Annotated in this window: 23 protein-coding genes; 16 read left to right on the top strand and 7 right to left on the bottom strand. The window is 46.4% G+C overall.

Annotated features, from left to right (window positions below):
* The first annotated feature begins 60 nt into the window (after positions 1 to 60).
* The 16 genes from VN379_RS14365 (at position 61) to VN379_RS14290 (ending at position 18,396) form a co-directional block, all read left to right on the top strand.
* Complete coding sequence (locus VN379_RS14365; RefSeq protein WP_325534995.1) at positions 61 to 1,362, top strand: S-layer homology domain-containing protein; 1,302 nt, start codon at positions 61 to 63, stop codon at positions 1,360 to 1,362.
* A 35-nt stretch (positions 1,363 to 1,397) separates the two neighbouring features.
* Entirely contained in the window at positions 1,398 to 2,624 is a 1,227-nt protein-coding gene (locus tag VN379_RS14360) for an MFS transporter (RefSeq protein WP_325534993.1), read from the top strand.
* Positions 2,625 to 2,739: 115 nt separating this feature from the next.
* Positions 2,740 to 3,846 (top strand): uroporphyrinogen decarboxylase family protein, encoded by a 1,107-nt coding sequence (locus tag VN379_RS14355; RefSeq protein ID WP_325534991.1) that lies wholly within the window; start codon positions 2,740 to 2,742, stop codon positions 3,844 to 3,846.
* Between the two features lie 174 nt (positions 3,847 to 4,020).
* Positions 4,021 to 6,705 carry a molybdopterin-dependent oxidoreductase gene (locus VN379_RS14350; RefSeq protein WP_325534989.1) on the top strand — a complete coding sequence of 895 codons (2,685 nt, stop codon included), beginning with the start codon at positions 4,021 to 4,023 and terminating at the stop codon, positions 6,703 to 6,705.
* A 2-nt stretch (positions 6,706 to 6,707) separates the two neighbouring features.
* Complete coding sequence (locus tag VN379_RS14345; RefSeq protein WP_325534987.1) at positions 6,708 to 7,283, top strand: 4Fe-4S dicluster domain-containing protein; 576 nt, start codon at positions 6,708 to 6,710, stop codon at positions 7,281 to 7,283.
* A gap of 4 nt (positions 7,284 to 7,287) precedes the next feature.
* On the top strand, positions 7,288 to 8,196 hold the full coding sequence (locus tag VN379_RS14340; protein ID WP_325534985.1) for a dimethyl sulfoxide reductase anchor subunit family protein: 909 nt from the start codon (positions 7,288 to 7,290) through the stop codon (positions 8,194 to 8,196).
* A gap of 35 nt (positions 8,197 to 8,231) precedes the next feature.
* A complete protein-coding gene (locus VN379_RS14335; RefSeq protein WP_325534983.1) occupies positions 8,232 to 8,918 on the top strand; it encodes a molecular chaperone TorD family protein in 687 nt (228 codons plus the stop codon).
* Entirely contained in the window at positions 8,919 to 9,518 is a 600-nt protein-coding gene (locus tag VN379_RS14330) for a 4Fe-4S dicluster domain-containing protein (protein WP_325534981.1), read from the top strand.
* Entirely contained in the window at positions 9,515 to 10,384 is an 870-nt protein-coding gene (locus VN379_RS14325) for a 4Fe-4S binding protein (protein WP_325534979.1), read from the top strand. The genes VN379_RS14330 and VN379_RS14325 overlap by 4 nt, the downstream gene beginning before the upstream one ends.
* Positions 10,385 to 10,394: 10 nt before the next feature.
* Positions 10,395 to 11,564 (top strand): 4Fe-4S binding protein, encoded by a 1,170-nt coding sequence (locus VN379_RS14320; protein ID WP_325534977.1) that lies wholly within the window; start codon positions 10,395 to 10,397, stop codon positions 11,562 to 11,564.
* Between the two features lie 504 nt (positions 11,565 to 12,068).
* The gene (locus VN379_RS14315) at positions 12,069 to 12,470 is read left to right on the top strand and encodes a GntR family transcriptional regulator (protein ID WP_325534975.1); all 402 of its coding nucleotides are present in this window, start codon (positions 12,069 to 12,071) and stop codon (positions 12,468 to 12,470) included.
* A complete protein-coding gene (locus VN379_RS14310; RefSeq protein WP_325534973.1) occupies positions 12,460 to 13,401 on the top strand; it encodes an SPFH domain-containing protein in 942 nt (313 codons plus the stop codon). The genes VN379_RS14315 and VN379_RS14310 overlap by 11 nt, the downstream gene beginning before the upstream one ends.
* Before the next feature lie 2 nt (positions 13,402 to 13,403).
* Positions 13,404 to 15,704 carry a thiosulfate reductase PhsA gene (gene phsA / locus VN379_RS14305; protein WP_325534971.1) on the top strand — a complete coding sequence of 767 codons (2,301 nt, stop codon included), beginning with the start codon at positions 13,404 to 13,406 and terminating at the stop codon, positions 15,702 to 15,704.
* Between the two features lie 15 nt (positions 15,705 to 15,719).
* A complete protein-coding gene (locus VN379_RS14300) occupies positions 15,720 to 16,289 on the top strand; it encodes a 4Fe-4S dicluster domain-containing protein (RefSeq protein ID WP_325534969.1) in 570 nt (189 codons plus the stop codon).
* On the top strand, positions 16,289 to 17,314 hold the full coding sequence (gene nrfD, locus VN379_RS14295; RefSeq protein WP_325534967.1) for an NrfD/PsrC family molybdoenzyme membrane anchor subunit: 1,026 nt from the start codon (positions 16,289 to 16,291) through the stop codon (positions 17,312 to 17,314). The genes VN379_RS14300 and nrfD overlap by 1 nt, the downstream gene beginning before the upstream one ends.
* 50 nt (positions 17,315 to 17,364) lie before the next feature.
* Positions 17,365 to 18,396, top strand: a complete 1,032-nt coding sequence (locus VN379_RS14290; protein WP_325534965.1) for a 4Fe-4S dicluster domain-containing protein — start codon at positions 17,365 to 17,367, stop codon at positions 18,394 to 18,396.
* Positions 18,397 to 19,122: 726 nt separating this feature from the next.
* Here the strand turns inward: VN379_RS14290 and VN379_RS14285 are convergent.
* The 7 genes from VN379_RS14285 to VN379_RS14255 all read right to left on the bottom strand — a co-directional run bounded on the left by VN379_RS14285 (position 19,123) and on the right by VN379_RS14255 (position 23,810).
* Positions 19,123 to 19,806: a response regulator transcription factor gene (locus VN379_RS14285; RefSeq protein ID WP_325534963.1), complete on the bottom strand. Its 684-nt coding sequence runs from the start codon at positions 19,804 to 19,806 to the stop codon at positions 19,123 to 19,125.
* A gap of 169 nt (positions 19,807 to 19,975) precedes the next feature.
* The gene (locus tag VN379_RS14280; protein WP_325534961.1) at positions 19,976 to 20,524 is read right to left on the bottom strand and encodes a hypothetical protein; all 549 of its coding nucleotides are present in this window, start codon (positions 20,522 to 20,524) and stop codon (positions 19,976 to 19,978) included.
* Positions 20,525 to 20,541: 17 nt separating this feature from the next.
* Positions 20,542 to 21,042 carry a hypothetical protein gene (locus VN379_RS14275; RefSeq protein ID WP_325534959.1) on the bottom strand — a complete coding sequence of 167 codons (501 nt, stop codon included), beginning with the start codon at positions 21,040 to 21,042 and terminating at the stop codon, positions 20,542 to 20,544.
* 40 nt (positions 21,043 to 21,082) lie between these two features.
* Positions 21,083 to 21,631 carry a hypothetical protein gene (locus tag VN379_RS14270; protein WP_325534957.1) on the bottom strand — a complete coding sequence of 183 codons (549 nt, stop codon included), beginning with the start codon at positions 21,629 to 21,631 and terminating at the stop codon, positions 21,083 to 21,085.
* 27 nt (positions 21,632 to 21,658) lie between these two features.
* Entirely contained in the window at positions 21,659 to 22,237 is a 579-nt protein-coding gene (locus VN379_RS14265; protein ID WP_325534955.1) for a hypothetical protein, read from the bottom strand.
* A 70-nt stretch (positions 22,238 to 22,307) separates the two neighbouring features.
* Positions 22,308 to 23,129, bottom strand: a complete 822-nt coding sequence (gene lpxA / locus VN379_RS14260; RefSeq protein ID WP_325534953.1) for an acyl-ACP--UDP-N-acetylglucosamine O-acyltransferase — start codon at positions 23,127 to 23,129, stop codon at positions 22,308 to 22,310.
* A 66-nt stretch (positions 23,130 to 23,195) separates the two neighbouring features.
* Positions 23,196 to 23,810 (bottom strand): hypothetical protein, encoded by a 615-nt coding sequence (locus VN379_RS14255; RefSeq protein WP_325534951.1) that lies wholly within the window; start codon positions 23,808 to 23,810, stop codon positions 23,196 to 23,198.
* Positions 23,811 to 23,863: the final 53 nt, after the last annotated feature.

The raw sequence follows: 23,863 nt of genomic DNA, 5'->3' as shown, positions 1-23,863 counted from the left end.
GCTTTAGACCTACCGAGCTTGTGTTAAATTCCTAAACTTTAAATCCAAGGAGATGAAAGAATGAAAAAAGGTATTATTGTTTTCAGTATATTGCTGAGTTTTTGCCTTTCCAGCCTCGCATTTGCGGCAGGCAGCAGCTTTAGCGACGTTCCGCTCAAGCACTGGGCATATGATGCGGTAACCCAATTGGCTAAAGCCGGTATTATCGATGGGGTTGGTGACGGGACTTTCTGTGGTGACAAAACTATGACCAGATATGAAATGGCGCTTATTGTGGCCAATGCGCTAACTAAGGAAGATCAGGCTAATACCGAAAATAAGGCTTTAATAGAAAAGTTATCTGCTGAGTTTTCTGAAGATTTAAAAAGTATAGGTGTGCGTGTTAAAAATTTGGAAGACAAAGATAACAAGAGTTTGAAAATCACAGGCTTAGCGCGCATCAGACATGAATGGACCAAGAATCCGCGTGCGCTTGTACCGGACGCTGCTATTGGCGGGGATCCCTATTACACTGGTCAACCAACGGATAAATCAGAGATCCGCTCTGCTTTTTACGTATTTGTGGATAAAAAGTTTGACAGCAACAATTATTTTCATGCGATAATCGGAACTGATTCTATAGCAGGCGATACGAGAACTGATAGCTCGGTTCAGTTTGAGGAAGCGTATTATGCCAGTAAGACTGGTAACTTAGAGTGGGCTGCAGGAAGATTCATTGCCACCGCCGGCAAAGGACTATTATTTAGTGCACCTTATCTAGACGGCGGAAAAATCAGCTTTGGTAAAAATGTAAAAACAACGATTTATTCTGGCAAAAAAACAGATTACTCATGGTTGCTGGCTGATACCCAGTTTAAACTGAACGAAGATACAACCATGCTATTTGCCTATACTTCCGATAAACATAAAGAGAATTATGATTCTAAAGCAGTGGGATTAGAATATACCGGGATACCTAATATTAACCTGCAAGGTGAGTATGGTGAAAACACAGCATCCAATGCAAAAGCTGCAAATGCTGGTAATTCTCCTAAGGGAATATCTCTCAAGGCAAAATATAAAGGTGCGAATCCATTCGTTGTAGGAACATCGGGTGCGTGGATAGGTTACCGGAAAAGTGACAATGGTTTTGATTTGCTCCAATATACTGGTGCATTGAATGCCCCGAATAACTGGACTTATCCTGCTCAAGGCAGCAGTATCAATGATCTTAAAGGATTTGAGTACGGGGTTGAAATGACGATTGCACCGCAGGCTATGCTTTCATTCATCTATGGCGATTTGCAAGCTGTGAAAGTAAGTGGTTCAGTAGATACGAAAGATCAGAAATTCTTGATTAGTCAGTTAACCTGGTTGTTTTAACGCAAAAATGTGACAAGTTAGGAGGGGGGAATATTATGAGTGGCAAATCCCGTGAGTACGGAATTACAGCGACTGCTATATGCTTTCTAGCCATGGGTGTTATGATGCTGGATAGGCTGTCTATCAATTTTCTAATGCCTGTTTTAGCGCCGCAATTAGGACTTACGAATACGGATATCGGCATGCTAAATGCTGTTTTTTCCATTGCATGGGCAGTTTCAGCATTTCTCGTTGCTGGCTGGTCCGACAAATTGGGCTATAGAAAACGCATCCTGGTGCCATGTTTAATTGGAACAGGGGTATTCATGGCGGCGGGCGTAATTTGCAACACGGTTACTGAATTAATAGTTGTCCGGACAATTTGCGGTATTTTCGCCGGGCCGTTAGGTGCTCTACTTTATGCCATTGTCGCTGACGCCTCAATAGAGGGCACATTTGGCCGTAATGTCGGTATTGTAAATGCTGGTATTGGTGCTATCGGCGCAACCATTGGTCCAATTTTCATTACGCAACTTGCGGCCCAGTATTCCTGGCAAAATACCTTCCTCGTGGCTAGTATTCCCACTTTTGTTATAGTAGCTGCCGTCATCTTATGGATAAAAGAAGTCGAGCCGAAAGCGGTAGATGCTGCTATAGAACAAAAGGGCGGCAATGTGTATAAAGATGTAATGAAATTTAAAAACGTTCCCCTTTGTGTCATCATGAATGTGTTGGCAATTATCGGATATATGACACTAATGATTTTTGCTCCCATGTATCTGGTTAATGTAGCTAAACTTTCCGTGCAAGACATGGGCTGGGTAACTTCAGCCATGGGAGTACTGTATGTCGTCTTTAGCATAGTGACTACAAAATTGTCAGATAATTTCGGCCGAAAACCAGTCATGGTTGTGTGCATAGTTTTGAGCCTGCTGGGACCGTTAGCTATGTATCTGGCCCCAGGCAGCATGTCAGCTACCTGGATGTATGTGCTATTCGGAGGGTTTGTGCCCGCTGTCGCTCCATTTGTTATGACCATTATCCCCATGGAATCGGTACCGCCCCGTTTAATAGCGACTTCCATGGTGGTTGCTCAGGCCTCGGGGGATCTCATCAGCGGTGCTATCTGGCCGATTATTGCCGGCAAGATTGCCGATGCGGCGGGGCTTCCATTTATGATGTTGGTCGTAGTTATTTTAATGGCATTTAGCCTTGTTTTTGGATATTTTCTGGATGAGTCCAATCCGAAGTTTCGTAATCCTGCAAAATTTATGGCTAGTTAAAAGTTTTAACGCTTTAGTTCAGGCTTCGCCGCATTTGTACGGCAAAATGCCCGCCAGTTAACTGACCGGTAAGTCTTAAATACCGTAAATATATAATTTGAGGGGAATGGTAATCATGAAAACAGCACAAGAATTGCTTCAAGAACGTACAGAACGAGTAATGAAAACAATCGCATTGGAAAAGACTGACAGGACACCGGTAATACAGTTATTTGACGCTTTCGCTGCCCCGCATATGGGCGTAACAATGAAAGAATATTGTACAAGTTTTAAACGTGCAAATGAACTTATGCTCGATTCTTTAAAAGCTTTTGGTGATTTGGATGGAACAAATGTTTCTTTTGGGGCGGGTCAGCTGTTTCCGCTAATTTATATGTCTAAAGTTAAAATGCCAGGACGCGAGTTACCGGATGACGCCGTCTGGCAAGTGGATGAACAAGAACAAATGACCAGGGACGACTATGACACTATTTTGAATAAAGGCTGGACGCCTTTTATGATCGATTATTTAGGCAACAGACTGGGAATTGACCTGGAAAATCTTTTTGGGCAATTGGCTGGTGTTCCGCAATTAGCCAAAAATATCGAAGCTGCCGGTTACATGGTTTATACCCCTGTCTTAACCTCAGCAGTTCCTGAATTTCTTGGTGGTGGACGCTCCATGTCGAGCTTTATCAAGGATTTATACAAAATGCCTGATAAGGTGGAGGCTGTCCTGGATATTATCCAAAAGGAGACTGGTGATGCGGTGCGGGCACAGATACGGGCTACCGGGGCTAAGGCTGTATTTGTATCTCCGGCGCGTGGTGCAAGTGAGTTTTGGTCAAGGAAACTATGGGAACGTTTTGTCTGGAAATATATCAAAGCGATGGCCGACGTAGTCATTGAAGAGGGTGCTGTGATCAGCTTGCACCTGGATGGAAATTGGGAACGGGACCTTGAGTATTTCCGCGAACTACCGCAAGGAAAAGCTGTGTTCGAAACCGATGGCGCCACTAATATTTATAAAATTAAAGAAGTACTCGGTGACCGTATGTGTATCAAAGGCGATGTACCGGCTGCCAAACTGACCCTGGGTACGCCAGAAGAAGTTTACAACTATAGTGCCCGGTTGATTAAAGATATGGGAACAGGCTTTATTCTCTCTTCCGGTTGTACCGTACCGCCTAACGCCAAGATTGAGAATGTAAAAGCTATGATATCTGCAGCTACGGGGAAGTAAGATCGCTCAATATAGGTTTTTTCTGTCAGAAGTTACTCGAACATGGGCTGTGAATTGCAGGTGGCTTACGAACAGGGGGAGAGTAGGCCACCATCCCGTTAATGACGTCGTTAGAGTTCAGCCTATGCACGAAAGTTTTTATACCTGATTATTCAGTGGTAGGGGAGAGAACAGATGAAACAACTGGTACTTAATAGAAGACAGTTTCTTAAAGCGACTGCCGTAACTGGAATTGCGGCAGCACTTGGTGGCTCGTTTAAGACGGGGTTCACGCAAGGTGAAGCTGCGGCGGACGCACCGGCATCTGAGACAAAGATTGTCAAAACGAACTGCCGGGCATGTATTGCCAACTGCGGTGTCCTGGCGCATGTTAAGAATGGTCGCGTGGTCAAGCTCGAAGGCAATCCCGAGTATCCCATGAGCAAGGGAGCTTTGTGTGCCAAAGGACTTGCCGGCATCCAGGCCCTTTATCATCCTAACCGCAATAAGTATCCGATGATTCGAGTCGGTAAGCGCGGTGAGAATAAGTGGAAGCGTATCTCATGGGATGAGGCGCTCGACACGATTGCTAAGAAACTCATGGAGACTCGCGAGAAATATGGGGCGGAAGCTGTCTTTTGCTCCACCGGCGGCGGGGGCAATCCTGAGTTTTGGAGCATTGCCCGTTTTTGCAATGCCTTTGATACGCCCAACTGGTTCGAGCCCGGCTGCGCGCAGTGCTATCTGCCGCGTACCCTGGCTTTTGGGTTGATGTATGGCGGAGCTGACACCAGTATTGCTGACTCCAACTGTCTTGAGATCTATTACCCCGACGAAACGCCAATCAAGACGCTGGTTCTGTGGGGAACGGCCCCTTCCTATTCCTGCCCTGGCGGCGGTGGAGGTGCCGTAGCCGAGCTTCGTGCCCGGGGAGTGCGTACAGTCGTCATCGATCCACGCCTGACACCAGATGCCGCCAAAGCAGATGTCTGGTTGCCCATTAGGCCTGGAACCGATGTGGCGCTGATGCTGGCTTGGACTCGCTACATCCTTGACAAAAAACTCTACGACGAAGAATTCGTCCTGAAGTGGACAAACCTTCCTTATCTTGTGGACGTCAATACACATATGATGCTGCGCGTTGGTGAGCAGGCCGCAGGAAGACCAGACACCTTTATGGTGTGGGATACAAAGACCAATTCGGCTCAGCCTGTGCCCTATCCATGGAATGACAGCCTTGCGCCCGCCCTTGAAGGCACCTTCACTGTAAACGGCGTGGAGTGCAAGACGGGCTTTCAACTGCTCAGGGAACGAGCCGAACCCTTTACCCTTGAAAAGGCGGCGGAAATCTGCTGGCTTGATGCAACTAAGATTGAAGAAGCCATTAAGATCTACGTGCAAAACTCGCCTGCAGGCCTCAGCCTAGGCGTTGCCACCGACCAGAATCCCAACTCGGTGCAGGCGGCGATGGGCGCAGTTATTCTCAATTCGCTGCTGGGCAACGTCGAAAAGCCTGGCACGCTGATGCAGCGCTTTAAACCGAGCGGTGTTACACCTAATTTTGACACCTATATTGTTCCGCCTGCCCTGAAGCTGCTTTCGGAAGAACAACTAAAAAAGCGTCTGGGCGGCATAGAGCACAAGGGCCTTCTCCAGTGGTGGGCCGCGCAGCCTTCAGCAGTCTTGCAAGCGGTTCTCACCGGTAACCCTTATAAACCGCGGGTATGGATCGAGCGGTCAGGCAACAAGTTCGGTGCACTCGCCAATAGCTCTTCCCTGGTGCCAGTCATTGAGCAGTTGGAGTTTATCGTTCACATGTACATGTATCCTACATCATTCTCGGCCTACGCAGATATGCTGCTTCCGGCCACAGAGTGGCTGGAGACGGATTTCCCGGTAGTGGCTTGTAACATGCTCTTTGCTCGGCAGGCTGTAACCCATCTTTGGGAGACGATGGATGAGACGCTGTTTTGGTCTAAGCTGGCCAAACGCTGCGCGGATATGGGTCATGAGAACTGCAAAAAGGCATTTGATGCCGAATTTATGGGCAAGGACCTTCCTTATTGGCATACAATGGAGGATCTGCTCGATTCCTCTTGCCAAGGCGCGGTCAATATGAAATGGGAGGAATTCATTCAAAAGGCACCTGTCGAATACCTCCCCAAGCATGAATGGAAAGAGTACTACGTCTACAAGAAGATTGATCTGAAGACAGGGCAGCCGACAGGATTCGGTACACCCTCCAAGAAACTCGAACTCTATTGGGAAGGCATAATTGAGCTTGGAAGAACGGGAAAGCCATTAGCCACATATCCCTTGCCGCCTGCTTCCAAGGACTATGATCCATTGCCATACTTCATGGAACCTCACGAAAGTCCGCTTGCAGGCAGTGAAATTGCCAAGAAGTTCCCGCTGGTCATGACCAACGGCAGACTGCCGTTCTACCACCACGGGACATTGCGGAACATCCCCTGGTTAAGAGAAATTTACCCTGTACCTGAAATCTGGATTTACCCGAAGACTGCAGCAAAATATGGTGTTGCTCATGGTGATTGGGTAAATGTGGAGTCGCAGCGCGGCAAAATTAAGGCGAAAGCGAATGTAACAGAAGGTATCAACCCGGGAGTCGTTTACATGGAGCGTTTCTGGAATCCTGAGACATTAGACACAGAAACGCATGGCTGGCAAGAAATGAACGTTAACGTACTTTCAAAAGATGATGCCCCATTTAATGATGTTGTGGGTACCTACACTTTACGAGGCTATCAAGTTAGGGTATCCAAGGCCGATGGTCCGCCCAAAGGGGTCTGGCTTAAACCAAAGGAGTTCAAGAAATGGCTCCCTGAGACAGCCGATCCGATGAAAGAGGTTGAGGTGTAATTATGTCACAAAGAACTATGGTAGTCGACTTGGATCGCTGCATTGGCTGCAAATCCTGTGAGGTAGCCTGCAAACAGGAGAATGGGGTTATTCTCGGATGTACGTGGAACAAGGTACTGACGGTAGGGCCGACAGGCACGTATCCTAAAGTAGAAATGTACTTTTTGCCGGCGATGTGCCAAGAATGTAAGAAAGCGCCGTGTGTTAAGGTTTGTCCGACCGGGGCGTCCTATAGGAGCGAGGACGGAGTTGTCCTCGTCGATAAGGAAAAGTGCATCGGCTGCCGGTATTGCATGATGGCCTGCCCTTATGGAGTCCGTACCTTCAACGAAGAGACGAAGGTAGTGGAAAAGTGCACGTTATGCACCCAGTTGCAGTCCGTTGGCGAGCAGCCGGCCTGTGTCAAGAACTGTCCGGCTAAGTGCCGGTTTGTTGGCGACATTGATGATCCCAACAGTGATGTAGTAAAAGTAATCCAAAATGCTGGTAATGACAGCGTGCATGTTCTGCCAGATGTGGGGAATCATCCTTCCGCCCGGTATATTCTGCATAGCAAAACGGCTGTATGGAAGGAGTGATGATATGAGCATTCAATGGCCATTAGTTTTCTTTACATTGTTTATTGGACTTGGCTGCGGAACCTTTACCGGCTCTGTTATCATAACCGAATGGTTAGGCAAGGCAAAGCAAATAAGAACGATGAGTTCGATTATTGCGATTGCGGCTTTAGGCATTGGCGGTATGGCAAGCACCCTGCATTTAGGTCATCCTGAACGGATATTTGGTGCGCTGGGTAATCCAACCTCCGGCATCTTTATGGAGTCGGCGCTGAGCTTTCTGCTAGGTCTGGCCATAGTGGTTTATCTGCTTGCACTGCGAAGAAATGCTTCCGCATACACTTGCAAAGCTATCGCTACAGTCGGTGCGATATTCGCCATTGCGCTTGTCGTTGTGAATGGTGATGCATATGTGATGCCTTCCATACCTGCCTGGAATACCTGGATTTTACCGGCACTTTATGCGGCTTCGGCAGCTGTTATGGGCTGCTTCTGTCTCAGTCTGTTGCTTGTCTACACAGAAAACTACGACAAAACTGCAATAACAACCGTAACGGCAACAGAAACGGCGGCCACAACGGAAACGGCAGCGACAACAATCATGATAAACCGTGCGATACTGGCCGCGCTTGCAATTCAGGCGGTGCTGATCATTGCGTACTTGGTACACATAGCCGTTGCACCTTATCCGGATGTGACCCGGTCGGTAACGAGGGTTCTGGCCGGCAATCTGGCACAGCTCTTCTGGGGCGGAATGGTGTTGCTTGGATTACTTGTTCCTGCAGCGCTAATGACGAAGCTTTGTACGAAAAAGGCTGGGATTATACCGCCGCTTACGACGGCCACGCTGGGCCTGGTCTCTGTCCTGATTGCAGGCGTTGCATTCCGGGCATTGATGTTCTTAATTGGCAGTAGTGTTAGGCAGTTTTTTTAGATTATGGTCCAATATAACAAAAACGGAGGAAGAACGTGGAGAAAATATCAGAGTACTCGGCACTTATCTCCAATCGGGAGAGTCTGTATCGAATGCTGGGGCGTATCTACAAGGTTGAAGCGGATCAAACATTGCTGGACCAGATGGAAGGTCTGGGTTATCCAGCCGAATGCGTAGAGGACGAGCTTGGCGAAGGATATCGCATGCTTGAGGAGTATTTCCGGAGTCCTGGGAGTGATCCCGTGACTGAGCTGGCCGTGGACTATGCAAGGGTATTCCTGGGTGCGGGGATCGCCGGAGACGCAGCTGCGTATCCGTACGAGTCGATTTACACGAGTCCGAAGCGGCTGATCATGCAGGATGCCCGGGATCAGGTGATGGCAGTTTACCGCGCAAAAGGTCTGAACAAGGCGGAAACGCTGGATTTTCCAGAAGATCATATAGCACTCGAACTTGAATTCATGGCGCACCTGTGCCACGGGACACAACAGGCTTTGGTTACGCAGGACTGGTCGGCGGTCTCGGTCTGTCTTAAGGAGCAGATGGATTTTCTTGCACAGCATCTGTTGAACTGGGTGCCTGCGTTTTGTGCAGACATCGGGAAGTATGCTGAGACTGAGTTCTACAAAGCTGTGGCGAAGGTCACTCACGGCTACTTGTGCCTGGAGCGTACCCTCCTTGAAGATATGATCGCCGAAACTGCCAGCGAGGCCGGAGTATAAATGACAAGTCTCTCAAGGCGCACCTTTCTGAAAATTACCGGTGGAGCTTTTGCTGTTCTTCTCGTACTTGGCGGAGTTGGCAAGCTTCCGCCGCGAGAGGTGCTCCTGCGTCCCCCGGGAGGACAGGACGAGGCGTCGTTTATTGCCAGATGTATTAGATGTGACCGCTGCCGAAGTGTCTGCCCTACTTCCGTCATCGGCCTGGCGAACTTGTCGGACAGTATTCTTGATGCCCGTACGCCGGTGATGAAATTCCATCACGGGTACTGCAATTTTTGTAATAAATGTGTCCGTGTCTGCCCCACCCAGGCTTTGAAACCATTCGATATCAATACTGTGAAGATTGGACTGGCGAGGGTGAAAAAGGACATCTGTCTTGCCTGGGATGCAGGCGGTTGTACGGTATGCGTGAACGCGTGCCCCTATCATGCGGTCACGCTTGACGAACAGCGTCGCCCGGTTGTTGACTCCTATACCTGTAACGGGTGTGGCATTTGCGAAAAAGTCTGTCCTGCCCTGGTGATGCGGTCATACGTCGGCGGTAACGTCCGTGGTATTGTAGTCGGACCTGTTTCCCGCAGAGGTGAAGGAAGTGTATGAATAGCAGTAAAACAAGGACGTTGAGAATGGCAACGATGGCAGCTGTAGCCATCGCCGTAACTGTTGGGGCGGCCCGGAGTGCCGGTACGGGTTCTCTCTCAGCCTTCGGCATAGACAAGATCGCCGCGATTTGTCCCGTGGGCTACCTGGAAACGGTGCTTGCCAGCCGGGATATCCTGCCACAGGTGTTAATTCCTTTTTTCGCAATCGTCGGGTTGACCGTCTTAGTGGGACGTGTCTTCTGCGGCTGGGTTTGTCCTGTTCCCCTTGTGCGCAAATTGCTAGTCAACGAACTTGATGAAGGGCAGGAGGCTTCGAAAAGTGCTTCCCATCATGAAATTGCTGAGGGCGGTGAAAGAGTAAAGGTCTCCTGCTTTCAGGCTGGTTCCAGCGCTGAGAAGAACTCCGCATCAGGACTTGCTGTTCTCGGCGTGACGCTGGGAGCCTCGGCCATCTTTGGGTTTCCCGTATTCTGTATCATCTGTCCGATCGGACTGGTATTCGCGACTTTGTTTGCGTTGATCCGCCTCCTGCAATTCAACGAGCCGACGTTTGATCTTATTGTTTTTCCCATCATAATCATTGCTGAACTGGTGCTCGTGAAAAAGTGGTGTAGCAAATTGTGTCCCGTCGGGGCTTTGCTCAGCCTCTTCAGCAGGTTCAATCGCAGGCTTGTGCCTGCCGTGGACCGTTCCCTCTGTCTGGAAGAAAGCCATGATACCAAGTGCCAGCGATGCCGCAGTGCTTGCAGCTTTGACGTGGATATTAAAAATGGCAGTGGAACAGGTGATATCAGTGACTGTACCAAGTGCAGGGAATGTGCAGATAACTGTCCGGTTCAGGCAATCCGATTTCCTTGGAGGTGAATGGTCTGTAATGCTATCTAAACTTGAACTATTTACGGAGGCCTGTGCCAAACTTGATAAGAGGGGTATCGTCATAAACGAAAATCGCTGCCTACGTAAGCGGCATCTGCGTAGTTCCTGCCTGCTCTGTTCTTCGGTGTGTCCGAGTGGTGCCATCACCAGCTCGGAAGGCCTTGCCTTTATAGCTGAAAAGTGTACTGGATGCGGCGCCTGCACTTCGGTCTGCCCCAGTGGTGCGCTTGCCGCCGAGCTGCCTTCTAACAAAGAACTGCGTTCTCTTGTCGCACTCCATGTGGAACATTCGGGGGCAGTCGCCTTCGCATGTGAAGCCTATCTCAAAGCTCATCCCACAGAGCGTCAACGCGCCATCGCCGTGCAATGTATTGTGCGATGTGATGAATCTATTCTTGTCGATGCGATGCTTCAAGGGGCAACCAGTGTGTCCATTCTTAACGCCTCCTGTGCAGACTGCCTGCAGCATAAGCTTTGTGGTCTGGCTGAGACAATGGCTAATACTGCAAACCGGCTACTGGAATGCTGGAATTATCCTGCCGTAATTGCACTTACCCAGAAGATGCCGGAGAAAATTAAACCTCTGCCGATCACGGGCGGTGAGGTGCCTGGCATGTCCCGACGTGCCTTTCTTACAGCTTTTAAGAGACAAGGTACCGGCCTCTTTCAACAGGTGCTGCCGGCAATGATTTTTGGTGCGGGTGACAAACAACGGGAAAATAGCAACGAGCTTCCGAATCCCATGGTGGAGCCCAAGTATTTGCCTGAGAAGTGGTGGTTGTTGGCAAACTCCCTAAAGCAAATCCAGAACACGGTAACTGCATGTACAGGCTTTCAAAGCGGCCTCTGGGGGAATATCGGCATTACTGACAACTGTAATGGCTGTGGAGTCTGTGCTGAGGTTTGTCCGACTGCGGCCATCATTATTAGCCAACAGGATGGCCTCTGGAGCATCTCCTCAGATGTATCGCGCTGCACGCAATGCGGTTTATGCAGAGACGTCTGTTGCCGGCGAAGTATCGAAATTACTTCAGCAGTAGACCTTGACAAGCTGCTGGCCCAGACTCCGCGGGAACTGATTGTAAAACGACAAGCAGAGATTGATACTCTGTTGGAGCCTCTAGACCAGCGTATGGCGCGCTTGTTGGGTTGTGTAATCAGGAATTGAGAAAAAAAGCCTCAGAGTACACCGTAATACGGAAGATGCTAATCAGGTTTAATGTGAGAAAAAACCGTTTAAACTCGTTTAGTCGGGTTTTGGTAGCTGGTTTTTACATGCCTCTTGGCTTGAATAGCCCAGCAAGGCAGCAATCAAACTTTGTCAAACAAAAGTCGAACATCAAGGTCAACAGACATAAAAATCTGTCGGCCTTCTCTTTTTTTTCAGGTGTTGTCTTGGCTAATATTACCTGCCCGTCAGCCCCTATTCTCACTAGCCTTTCGGGTTTTTTCGTTTTATTTCATACTATTTACGGGTTCATACCTCCTTTGGCAGAGTTTTTTGTTTTGCAACTTTTTTAGGAAAGATTGCCATGTCTTGCAGGAATTTCTGTTTTTCTAGCCAATAATTGTATTAATGAATTAGTACAATAGGATATTGTGATATTTAGATTTGCGATTCAGTCCCGGGAATAAGAACATCTTTTTACCTTTGTTACGGGGAGGGCTAGTAATGTTGCCGGCAATAGATCCTAAGAGCGGCGTACCCTTATATATTCAATTGCAAGAAGGCCTCAAAGGCTTGATTATCAAAGGCGCGTATCCAACGGGAAAGCAGCTGCCAACAGTAAGGCAACTGGCAGTAGACCTTCGCATCAATAGTAATACGGTGGCACGAGCCTATTCCGAACTGGAAAGAGCGGGAATTATCTCGACTCATCAGGGACGAGGAACCTTTGTCTGCGGATTGCCGGAAGTCTTTGAGTCGGAGGTGAAAGAGCAACAGCTTGACGCTTTACTGGAACAGCTATTATCTGACGCCTATTTATTGGGATATCAGGCCCAAAATGTACTGTGCCGCCTGGAGAAAAAATTAAAGCAGAACAGACAAGAGGAGGGGGAGCATGAAGACTGATACCGATCGGGTGCGAATGCATAGAACTGCTCATAACCAACGGAAACCTATGCGGAGTGCATTGCCGTTTGCCATTTTTTTAGTGATTATATTAATTGCGGCCGTGTATGCCGTGGTGTATGACAATTACTGGAGTATTATCTTTGGTTTTATCCTTGGCTTTCTGGCTTCACAATCTGTCAAAGTTGCCCAACAGTGGGAAAAAGTAATTGTGCTGAGGCTGGGAAAGTTTCATGGCCTGGTGGGGCCGGGAATGTTTTTTACAATACCTATTATTGATACGACACCTTTCTGGATCGACCAGCGGGTTATTGCCACTTCCTTTAATGCCGAACAGACATTAACGAAAGATAATGTACCGGTGGATGTAGATGCGGTGCTGTTTTGGATGGTTTGGGATGCAGAGAAAGCGGCATTGGAGGTGGAAAATTACCATGAGGCTGTTTCCTGGGCAGCTCAAACTGCCCTTAGAGATGTTATCGGCAGAACCATGCTGTCAGAGATGTTAGCCGGACGGGAGAATATTGACACTGAATTACAGGAAATGATTGATAAACGAACAGGGCCATGGGGAGTTGCAGTCCAGTCTGTAGAGATTCGGGATGTTATTATTCCTGAAGGATTGCAGGATGCGATGTCCAGAGAAGCTCAAGCCGACAGGGAACGAAAGGCTCGTATTATTCTGGGGTCTGTTGAACGGGAAATTGCTGCTAGTTATGTGGAAGCAGCCAATATTTACGGGGACAGTGCGATTGCTTTTCAGCTCAGATCGCTCAATGTGCTATATGATAGCCTGAAAAAACAGGGGGGACTGGTAGTGGTTCCGAGTCAAATTGCAGATGCAGCCAGTCTGGGTGCCTGTCTTGGGATTCAGGGACAACTGGGAAAAAAAAAGCAGATTGCAAAAATGACGGAAGAGGAGGACGGTTGAAAATGGGCAGAAAATTTACAAGACGAACTTTTTTAAAGCTATCAGGGGCTACCGCAGCCGCAATTGCAGTTTCCGGATCAATCACCAGGATGGTTCCGGAAGTTTCGGCTGAAACCAAGGAAGAAGAAAGTCAGCTGGTACGCAGCTTTTGTGAGATGTGTACTTCACGTTGTCCCATACAGGCCAAAATCGAAAACGGGAAGGTCACCTATATTGCCGGCAATCCTGACTGGGCAGCTACGGGAGGAACCGTATGTGCCCGGGGCGGGGCTGCAATTTCCCAGTTGTATGATAAAGAACGGGTGAAAAAACCGCTGATTCGTGCCGGTGAGCGCGGTGAGGGCAAGTGGAAAGAAGTATCCTGGGATGAAGCCTATTCCTATGTAGTGGATAAAATGCAGGAAATTAAGAATAAGCACGGGGCTGAAAGCATGGTCTTTGCTGCCCGGGGTGGTACACATAAAGCGTATATGGATACATTAGCCAAAGCCTACGGCTCGCCCAATATATTTACTCATGAATCAACCTGTCCGATTGCCCGGACAGTTGCTAAGGAAGTCACCTTTGGCACTGCGGCAGTATCCCTTGATTATGGGAATGCCAAGTATTTACTGTCATTAGGACGCAGTTATTTTGAAGGCATCAATGTATCACACGTTCGTGGCGTAATGAAAGCCATGGCAAACGGCTGCAAGCTGGTTTCGGTAGATCCCCGGTTTTCGGTTACCGCGGCCAAAGCCGATGAATGGTATGCGATTAAGCCGGGAACTGATTTAGCCTTAGTACTTGCTATTGTTCATGTATTGATCCGCGATAATCTGTATGATAAAGAGTTTATAGAGAAGTATACAGAAGGATTTGCAGCGGTAAGAGATTCTGTTGTTGCAGCTACGCCGGCCTGGGCTGCTCAGGAAACCGGCATTAATGAACAGGATATCGAACGCATGGCCCGGGAGATGGCGGCAGCAAAACCAAGAGCCATGATTGACTGGGGCTGGCGCACGACGTTTTCGCCGGAAGAGTTCGAGCTAAGACGGGCCTCCATCATTGCAACCCTGTTGTTAGGCAGCTTTGAAGTGCCGGGCGGCATGTATCTTGACAAGTCGGCAGGGGTAATTAATGGCCTTGTCGGTAAAAGCGTTGTCCCCGGTCTAAGTGCGCCCAAAGTCCCCCCTTACCCCAAACCGGCCAAAGCCAGAGTGGACGGTGCCCAGGTAAAAGGTCAGCCTCACTATCTGGTTCCGGCCAGCGACGGCGTGGTTCAGGTCATTCCCGAAGCTGTTCTGACAGGGGAGCCTTATCCGGTCAGGGGCTGGTTTGTATTACGTTATAATCCGGTAATCAGTCAATCCAATACCGAGCGGGTTATTGAGGCCTTGAAGAAACTTGATTTGCTTGTGGTTTGTGATGTCAACCTTTCTGATACCGCCTGGTATGCCGATGTGGTTCTACCGGAAAGTAGTTTTCTGGAACGGGATGAAGGCTTTAATAATGCCGGTGGCAGTGCACCTGCGTATACGCTTCGCCAGCAGGTAGTAAAACCGGTATATGATACTAAACCTCATTGGCAAATATTCAAAGATTTGGGAGACCGGCTGGGATTGGGGCAGTATTTCCCCTGGAGCAATATGGAGGAGATCCGGGCTATTCAGTTGGGCGGCCGTCAGGATTTAATCAAAACGGCTAAGGAAAAGGGATTCATTAATTTCGGTATTAAACCGCTTTTTCTGCGGGATAGAAATTCGGTAGCCCAGTTTGTTGCCAAGTATCCGGAAGCAATAAGTCAGGTTAATGAGCAGGGGATTATTGACAAACCATTGCTGAATTTAAAGACGCCCAGCAAAAAGATCGAGCTGTTGTCCCACGAAGTTCAGGAATTGTTTGGCAGAGGGGTTCCCGTTTACCGGCAAGTCAAATTGAAAGAGGATCATCAGTTTTATTTTATTCAGGGCAAAGCAGCGATTCATACCAATGCCCATACCCATGACATACCCTGGCTGCATGGATTAATGCCGGTAAACCGGTTGTGGATTAATCCGGACACTGCGGTAAAATTATCTTTAAAGACAGGGGATAAGGTTGAGCTTGCTGCCGAATCCGGCAAGCAACAGGCCGTTGTGTTGATCAGTAAGGGCGTGCGGCCGGATACCGTGTTTACATATTTCGGATTCGGCCGGGTGTCGCCAGGGTTGAAGCGGGCTTACAAACAAGGGATTAATTCCGGATTGATGCTGCCTTCGGTCATGGGGCCAGTTTGCGGCACCTCACTTCATACTGCCGGGGTCGAAATCAGAAAGGTATAAGGAGGAATCATCTTTATGGCAGATAAACGCTATGGCATGCTGTTTGACAGCAATCGGTGTATTGGCTGTCAGTCCTGCTCGGTAGCCTGCCGGGCTGAGAATAAAGTTCCGGACGATGTCTACCGCCTGCAGGTCCGCATTGATGGACCCAAGGGTGAGTATCCCCGGCTTATTATGGATTTTGAGCGGCACTCTTGTGTAATGTGTGAGAATGCTCCCTGTGTTCCGGTGTGTCCAACCGGAGCCTCCTATATAAATAAAGAGGGCGTTAACATGGTCGAGGAAAAAAAGTGTGTTGGCTGTAAGTACTGTGTTAATGCGTGTCCGTATCAAGCCAGGTTTATTAATCCGGTTACCGGTGCTGCCGATAAATGTACGTTTTGTTACGAAAACCGGTTGCAAAAAGGGGAAAAACCGGCCTGTGTATCCATTTGCCCCACCGGTGCGCTGGTGTTTGGCGATCTCAATAATCCGAAAAGCGAAATTCGGCAGGCAATGCAGCAGCATACAGTGAAATCTAAAGAATATTTAGGAACACGGCCAAAGCTTTGTAGTGTTCCCAATAAACGGGGAGGTGGACAATAATGGATCAATTATGGGGGGCTATGGCCCAATATAGTGTGATACAGTGGGAGTGGCCTGTTGCTGTATATTTGTTTTTGGCCGGCTTAAGCGCCGGTGCACTCATTGCAGCGTTGCTGGTAAAGTGGAAAAACGGCAGTGCCAGCAGTTATGATGGGATGGTCAAGGCAGGGGCTTTGTTGGCGCCTATTTCTATTATGATCGGCCAGGGCCTGCTCATTGTGGATTTAAGCAAACCTTTGTCGTTTTGGCTGCTTATGCTTCATTATCAATTCCAATCCGTCATGTCCATCGGTGTAATTTTACTGATGATCTACTCCGGCCTGTCTACACTTTTTGCAGCCATTGTATTTAAAGAATATCTGGCTGATTCGCCGTTGTCGGAATGGTTTTTTAAGCCACTGCTGCCCCTGGTCGAATGGTTTGAAAACAGAGGGGTATGGCTAGAATGGGTAATGAGCCTTGTAGCTATCTCCATTGCTGTCTATACCGGTTTTTTACTCTCGGCATTGGGGGCAAAACCGTTGCTCAATGTTCCTTTGCTGCCGCTGTTATTCCTGATTTCCGGCATGTCGGCAGGTGTGGGGGCCTGTATTGCCTTAGGCGTGACATTGTTTAATGAATCGGTAGAAGAAAAAAATGTGCATTATCTGTTGTCAGTGGATACCAAGCTATTACCCATAGAATTGTTTGTCCTGTTCGTTATGTTTACCGGCTTGTTAAATATGGGCGGTCAATATGCAGTGGTCGCCAAACAAGCATTGACCAGCGGTATTTGGGCCAATATCTTCTGGATAGGGGTCGTGGGGATTGGGTTGATTTTACCCATTATTGTTTCCCTTACTTCGTTACATGGGTCCAAAGTGGCAATGAGCCCTGCTGTCAGTTTGACCGCAGGGGGAGCCAGTTACCACCAAACCCAGTCGGCAATACCCCGGGGAACGCTGCTGGTCAACTGCACGTTGGTGATGATTGGCAGTGCGCTTTTGCGATTATATATTGTGTATGCAGGCCAGATTTTTATCTAACTGTACAATTGGCACAAGCAGAATACTCGCGCAGAAAGTGAGGCAAGAATATGGCTCTGGCGGCAGCGGGGCAGCGGGCTGATGTTAACCAGGCCAGATGCTTAAACCGGCGAATCCGCAGGATAAATTGTCAAAAATGCGAAACGGTCTGTCCTAACCGGAGCATGAGAGTGGAACTTTCCAACCGGGATGTACCGGTTAGTCTGACCGACAGTTGTACTGGCTGCGGGTTATGTGTTGCGGCTTGTCCTGCTGAGGCCATCGTCGTTCCGCACAAGCCGCCCAAACCTGAATTGAAGAACGGTGCGGTCGAATTTGGTTGCAGTAAACTGCAGCTGGACAGTTCAATGGAGTGTCTGGGAATGCTTGACGCCTACGTTTTGACCTATTTTGGCGTGAAGGCAGAGCAGGTGAGGATTTCCCTGGACAGCCACCGTTGTGAAGTCTGTAATCCCGGTGTGGCAGCAGCCGTCAAGCAGACGGTTGAAATGGCAAACACTGTTTTACGCAAGCTTGGCAGACAGGATATACAGCTAACTTTGCGACGTGGTAAAGAGGACATAAAGATTAACCGTCGGGAATTATTTGCGTTTTGTTTTTCCCGGGCCAGAGAAACCTTATTGGATATGCTGCCACTGTCTTTGCATCAGGATACATCTTACCGGCAATTGCTGATTGAGAGTATCCCCGCTGAAACGGCGCAGAGCAGCAAGCGGGATATGAGCCCATTATTTTGGGGAGGCAAAGTGAACGAGCACTGTGATATGTGCGGAATTTGTGTCAGGAGCTGCCAACAGGACGCGCTCATTCTGACGGTTGAAGAACAAGGCGGTTACCGCAAATTGCTTCATAACCAAAGTAAGTGTATCGGTTGCAGGGCCTGTACTCTGCTTTGTCCGCGCAGCGCCTTGCAGATAGACAATGCGTTAAGCAGTATTAAGATCATTGCCAGCCAAAAGGCAGTAGCTCTAACCGGTAAAAAGTGCTGTACACAGTGTGGAAAGGTGATGGCACCTGAAGCCCCGTTGTTGTGCGAACAATGCTTACCAGGAAGAAATTCCTACCTGCAATCCATCTACTAGTGTTACTTATCATAAAAAAGAAATAACCGCCCCCTACCAAGGTTCGCTGTTATTTCTTAATAATAACTAACAATCCGGGCTAACCGTTTTCTGGTTAGACAGCCTACGGACTGGCGTTCTTGCAACACGTCAGTCCTTTTTCTATATACCCATAAATTGTAACATGCAACTGGCTGGGAAAAATCCTGTCTGTATGTCTCAATTTACTTGTAATTCACTCGAATCTCTTCATTTCTATTTTTCAGTGAATGCACGGGTGCACGGGCACCAGCACTGGCCCGGGCGAGACAGGGGACAGGAACTTGTCCCAGTTTTTCATTGTTTCCGTGGTAGGATAAGTTTGATAAAGGAATGACTCAAGAGAACCGTCCCCTTGAGTCATTTGGGAAGAAGCAGTAAAGCATAGTAGAAATGCCGATTTTTACATGGTACTTGGGTCATCATTAGTGGTGTCGCCAGCCAATTATTTACCACAGTTAGCTTTGCAAAATGGAGCGAAACTATTGATTATCAACCAAGAGCCAGCGCCTCTGGACAGTTCTGCAACATGGGTTATTAATAGCAGCATTGGAAGTGTGTTAAGTGCTATAAAGGATAAAATGTTTAGTTAAAGCTGGCGATGATGCCGCCGACTTCTTGTACGCCCGCTCCGCATCAGCCCGTGCAGCGTGTCATCCGCTGCCTCACTGCCATAACTAGCTATGAAACTTTAGCAGGGGATTTCTGTTACCCGTGCAGTACGTTTTCCTCGTCTTTTTGCAGATAATAACCGATACCACGTACGGTTTTGATATTGGAAATATCCAGTTTTTTGCGCAGGAAATGCACATATGTATCAATACTTGCAAAACTGCTGTCGGAATTATAGCCCCAAACTTTTGCCATAATAGATTCTCTGGTTACGACTTGACCGCAATTGAGCATTAGCAGTTCCAAGAGTAACAGTTCTTTTGAAGTAAGGTGGAATTTTTTTTCTCCTTTTGTCACCTGGTTATGAAATGGGTCTAAAGTTAGCCCCGCAGCATTAATTACCGGTTCTAAGGACCTGGTGGTTTTTCGCCGGATAAGAACGCGCAATCTTGCTAACAACTCACTTATAGCAAAGGGTTTTATTAAATAATCATCGGCACCGGCATATAGACCTTCCGCTCTCTCATCAGGGCTATCCCTGGCTGTTAGAAATAGAATGGGAATATTAATACCTTGTTCGCGAATTTCTTTTAAAACAGACAGACCATCCTGATAAGGAAGCATGCGATCCAGTATAATAATGTCGTAAACTTCCAGGGATGCCAGTTCAGCTCCCGCTTTACCATCAGTAGCAGTGTCTACTATATAGCCTGATTTTTTTAATATATGGGTCAAAGAATCCAGGAGTTTTAAATTATCTTCAACTAATAACAGCTTCATAGGAAACCTTCTTTGATACATCCGTGTTCGTATTATTCATCCGTGGCCTCTAGTCCCCGGCTGTCAAAAACGGACTCGAAGACTAGCAACATATATTTAATAATTTATTAATATTAAGTTGCGATGCATAAAGTGTATAAATTTTTAGAATAGCTCTAAATGAATGATACTATTCCGTTATTAAAGAATTTACCGGTTCGATATTCTGCAAATACATTGTTTGTACTGTTGCAACAATTTTGTAGGGGATCGTATACTCCTTAAAACAATCACCATTGGGTGTACTATAAAAAAACTTTACTGTAATTGCTTTTTTCGTTTCCATCAAGGACTTGATTACCTCAGTTGGAAGAGTCCAAATAAATTGTGTGCTGCCGTCACTGTTGACGGTGGAGTGGGATTTTGACGTCACCTGCCAGGTTTGATCATCAATAATAAGCTTGATTGCCGGCCGGATGGATATGACAGCATCTTCGGCCGAATCGTACTGTAAAGTTAACTTTTTTACAGCTTCGTTACTGCCTTTTTCATAGATCGAACTGAATGTTGTAGTGATCTTATAATGTCTGTTGAGGTCAAAAATACTGGATGATTTGGTATCTGTTACCGTATATGTTCGTCTTCCCGTATACTCTTCGTAATTTTTAATAGTAGCCGCAAAAGTTACTGAAGCAAAAAGCAGTAAAGTTAAGGCTAACAAGATACTCTTTCTTTTCATAGCAACCGTCCTTGCGATTAAAGGCGAAAGCCTATTCCAAGGCCGATACCTTTTTTAGTGCCATGATGCTCTACTAGGCGATAGTTTAAATTCATGAACACGGACTCGTTTAATTCGCTTGTAACGCCCAACTGCAATTCTTGAAGACTTTTACCGAAAAGCGCAATCGCATAACCGGCAAAATCTTCATTCATGGGAGCACTTACCGAAGCACCTATATATTTTGTTGAACCTGAGCGAAAATCCCTGTTACCAATAATCAATTTGGGAGTAGTTCCCGGACTGGCGTTATTCGAAAAGTCTATTTTTCCATAACTGTCAATGTCACCATCGATATATTGTATCCCTATACTTAGATTATTGGTCACTTTGTCTTCAAGATAGTAAGTATTTGTGACATTCCCCCCGACGATACCTACTGCCATTTGTTGCTTCTCCAAAGAATTGATGGGAGCTGCCAAGGCAGTGCAGACAGTAATAAGCAGCAACAATGTAAGTAGGAACATAACTTTTTTCATAAAGACCCTCCTCTAAATGTAAGGTTAGCCGTATTCTTAATCACAACTCAGTATGAGTGGGTGATTTGCTAGCCTTTTCCCAGCGGTTTTCTAAATTTTCAATTGCAAGCGACCTCATATAAAGATGAACTTGATGATCATCTCCTGCCATTGTAATTACTAACTCAGTTTGTTTATCTGACCAGATGACACGCTTGCAGTATTGATTTTCTTCTATGGATTTCGGACGTCCGAAATTTTTTTTTGTTAAATTTATTAATTGAGTGAATTTATCGCTTCCCGCAGTATAAGCAGTTATGGCTTTGAATTTGTCACGCCAAAAAATATAGGTAACAGCGGTAAATTTTACTCCGCCAATGATATTGTCATCATGTAAGCGTTTGTATGCTGTTTCGTTCTTTCCCAGAAACTTGTCTTCAAAAGCTGACGATGTGTCCTGCATACTGTTTTTTTCTGTAAAATCTTCCAGTGCTTGTCCCCAGACTAACCCTCTGAAACCATGTGGTAATGGTGCTGCTGCATTTGCACTTGTAATTAAACTTAACAGCGATAGAACAGCAAAAGCTAAGGAATATAAAGTGCGTTTCATGATATTGTTCTCCTGCCCATAATATATTTAAAAACTATAGACTATGCCTCCGTGAGGAATTTTTACAGTAATGACTTCCGGAGCTAAATCTTTATATCTTAAGTCGCTGTAATTTAATTTGAGTTCAGTATTGGGAGTGAGACTGTAGCCAATAGAGAACGAATAGCTGGTAACACCAGTGCCGATAGACATACTGGTATAGGCCCGGGTCTTGGAGCCTATATAAACAGTGCCCTGAACTCCTGCAACGATGTCGATGCGTGAATAATTGCCCACAAGTTCAGTCTGAGAAGAGCCTATCAAAAATGAAAGTCCTTTATGATAGGATTTAAGTATATTTATCTGTGTTGATTTTATCCGGTTGCCATCGCTTTCTGTTTGCGCATCTTGATAGACATATTGTCCGGCAAATCCAGACCCTAAGCCTGCCGTAAAAATATAGCGGGTGTATAACTGGTCTATAGTACTGTGATTATCGGGGATGCCGAGATGAAAGTCAATGGAGAAGTTTTCTGAAGAGTGGTCATCCACTGTCAGGTTTGACAGACAAACCGCAGAGGGAATGCTAAATATTATGAATAATAAACTAAAAACTTTTTTTAACATAAACCCACCTTACAATACATTAGTTATTAAGGGCTAAGTATGCGTAAATGCATTATGTTAGCGTGCAGTGTTAGTTAACCTGTGTTGAGCGTAGTTTTGATTTGTAGGCTTTGCCTTTGCCGCAAATCTCTCTGTTATTGCTGCGCAAAAAATCCATAAAATATTTCAATTCTTCACATAGAACAAGCTGTTCTTCCATTACCTCTAAAGCGCTGGCAACACTCAATCCTGGGAGATAGAGAATTTTGTAAGCTTTTTTTATGATCCGACGTTTGTTTTCGCTTATTCCCGCACGTCTCATACCAATCAAATTAATGCCGAATGCTTGTGCTGGATTACCATTAACCAGGATAAAAGGAGGGACATCATGGATTATTTTAGAAATACCGCCGATCATAGCACTTCTCCCAATTTTTATAAACGGATGAATGATTGCCAATCCACCGATAACGGCCCGGTTTTCTACTTCCGCATGGGCGGCAAGTTTTACTGCGTTGGAGAGTACTACAAAATCTCCAATAATACAGTTGGAATCAATCTGACTGTATGCTGATATTAGGCAATGTGAGCCGATCTGCGTTTTTAGGCCTTTTTCAGTTGAACCATTAATTGTGACAAATTCGCGAATTTGGGTATTGTCACCGATAATAACCAAATTTTCCTTAGCGTGTTGGCTGTCGAATGGTCCAGCCGCAATTGCTGCATGCGGGTGAATAATACAGTTGTTGCCAATTATTGTCCGGCCGGCAATCATTGCATGTGCCCCGATTTTAGTTCCTTCGCCAATGACAACATCTTTGCCGATAATAGCACCGGGGCCAATGACAATACTTTTTTTACTCGTGGTATTAACAGACAGGCATTGTGCTTGAAAACTCATTGTCTCTTCCATATAAAATTACCTCAACTTACAAATTTTTTGTTTAGTCTGTCCTTAGTATATAAAAGAGTGCTAACTCTACGTTTTAAAGCGGTTTAGTAAATTCGACCATATTTTCAATTTATCTATTTGGTCTTTGGTTAACAGCTTTTGCAGTTTGTTAATTGTGTCCACCTTTTTTAACTTTTTCCTTCGTTCTTCCCAGGAGAGCTTTTTATCTGAAATAATGGACCAAACTTGTTTTTGAGACCCGATTAATGAATAGAGTACGAGTGGCTGTTGCGTTTCAGTAAGATTTAAACTCAAGAGGGACATGGTAGAAAGGTCTCTGGTTTGTTCTTGTATTTGTAATTGGTTATCGAATGCGTATTGCTGTTCTATTGTTAATATTTTTGAGATCATTTCATTTACCCGGTTTCTCCTGTCATTCACCAGATTCTCAAATTCTAAGAGATCCAACATGCTGGCGTTTTTTAAGTTTGGTTGATTCTTTAATAATTCGGTAGCTGCATAGTCAATCATTTCGTCAATACGTTTCCTTTGCTCTGCAGAAACATCTAACTCCATCCATAGTTCTTCAGGGCATAGCCTATTTTGACTGGCCAAACATGTTGTATAGCCAATATCTAGTGCACCATTCAACAGAATGATGCAGCCCATAATAATTACTATTACTTTCCTCATAATGGGCACGATCTTTTAATTCTCCTTTTTATGATTTTTGTCAAATATACTCCTTTTTTGAT

The organism is Sporomusa sp., assembly GCF_035561255.1.
Taxonomy (GTDB): Bacteria; Bacillota; Negativicutes; order Sporomusales; family Sporomusaceae; genus Sporomusa.
The sequence above is the reverse complement of the archived record's forward strand: the minus strand, read 5'-3'. Positions and strand labels throughout refer to the sequence as shown.

Coding starts and splice junctions, on each gene's coding strand:
- VN379_RS14365 (WP_325534995.1), top strand. CDS start 61: ATGAAAAAAGGTATTATTGTTTTCAGTATATTGCTGAGTTTTTGCCTT.
- VN379_RS14360 (WP_325534993.1), top strand. CDS start 1,398: ATGAGTGGCAAATCCCGTGAGTACGGAATTACAGCGACTGCTATATGC.
- VN379_RS14355 (WP_325534991.1), top strand. CDS start 2,740: ATGAAAACAGCACAAGAATTGCTTCAAGAACGTACAGAACGAGTAATG.
- VN379_RS14350 (WP_325534989.1), top strand. CDS start 4,021: ATGAAACAACTGGTACTTAATAGAAGACAGTTTCTTAAAGCGACTGCC.
- VN379_RS14345 (WP_325534987.1), top strand. CDS start 6,708: ATGTCACAAAGAACTATGGTAGTCGACTTGGATCGCTGCATTGGCTGC.
- VN379_RS14340 (WP_325534985.1), top strand. CDS start 7,288: ATGAGCATTCAATGGCCATTAGTTTTCTTTACATTGTTTATTGGACTT.
- VN379_RS14330 (WP_325534981.1), top strand. CDS start 8,919: ATGACAAGTCTCTCAAGGCGCACCTTTCTGAAAATTACCGGTGGAGCT.
- VN379_RS14325 (WP_325534979.1), top strand. CDS start 9,515: ATGAATAGCAGTAAAACAAGGACGTTGAGAATGGCAACGATGGCAGCT.
- VN379_RS14320 (WP_325534977.1), top strand. CDS start 10,395: ATGCTATCTAAACTTGAACTATTTACGGAGGCCTGTGCCAAACTTGAT.
- VN379_RS14315 (WP_325534975.1), top strand. CDS start 12,069: ATGTTGCCGGCAATAGATCCTAAGAGCGGCGTACCCTTATATATTCAA.
- VN379_RS14310 (WP_325534973.1), top strand. CDS start 12,460: ATGAAGACTGATACCGATCGGGTGCGAATGCATAGAACTGCTCATAAC.
- phsA (WP_325534971.1), top strand. CDS start 13,404: ATGGGCAGAAAATTTACAAGACGAACTTTTTTAAAGCTATCAGGGGCT.
- VN379_RS14300 (WP_325534969.1), top strand. CDS start 15,720: ATGGCAGATAAACGCTATGGCATGCTGTTTGACAGCAATCGGTGTATT.
- nrfD (WP_325534967.1), top strand. CDS start 16,289: ATGGATCAATTATGGGGGGCTATGGCCCAATATAGTGTGATACAGTGG.
- VN379_RS14290 (WP_325534965.1), top strand. CDS start 17,365: ATGGCTCTGGCGGCAGCGGGGCAGCGGGCTGATGTTAACCAGGCCAGA.
- VN379_RS14285 (WP_325534963.1), bottom strand. CDS start 19,806: ATGAAGCTGTTATTAGTTGAAGATAATTTAAAACTCCTGGATTCTTTG.
- VN379_RS14280 (WP_325534961.1), bottom strand. CDS start 20,524: ATGAAAAGAAAGAGTATCTTGTTAGCCTTAACTTTACTGCTTTTTGCT.
- VN379_RS14275 (WP_325534959.1), bottom strand. CDS start 21,042: ATGAAAAAAGTTATGTTCCTACTTACATTGTTGCTGCTTATTACTGTC.
- VN379_RS14270 (WP_325534957.1), bottom strand. CDS start 21,631: ATGAAACGCACTTTATATTCCTTAGCTTTTGCTGTTCTATCGCTGTTA.
- VN379_RS14265 (WP_325534955.1), bottom strand. CDS start 22,237: ATGTTAAAAAAAGTTTTTAGTTTATTATTCATAATATTTAGCATTCCC.
- lpxA (WP_325534953.1), bottom strand. CDS start 23,129: ATGGAAGAGACAATGAGTTTTCAAGCACAATGCCTGTCTGTTAATACC.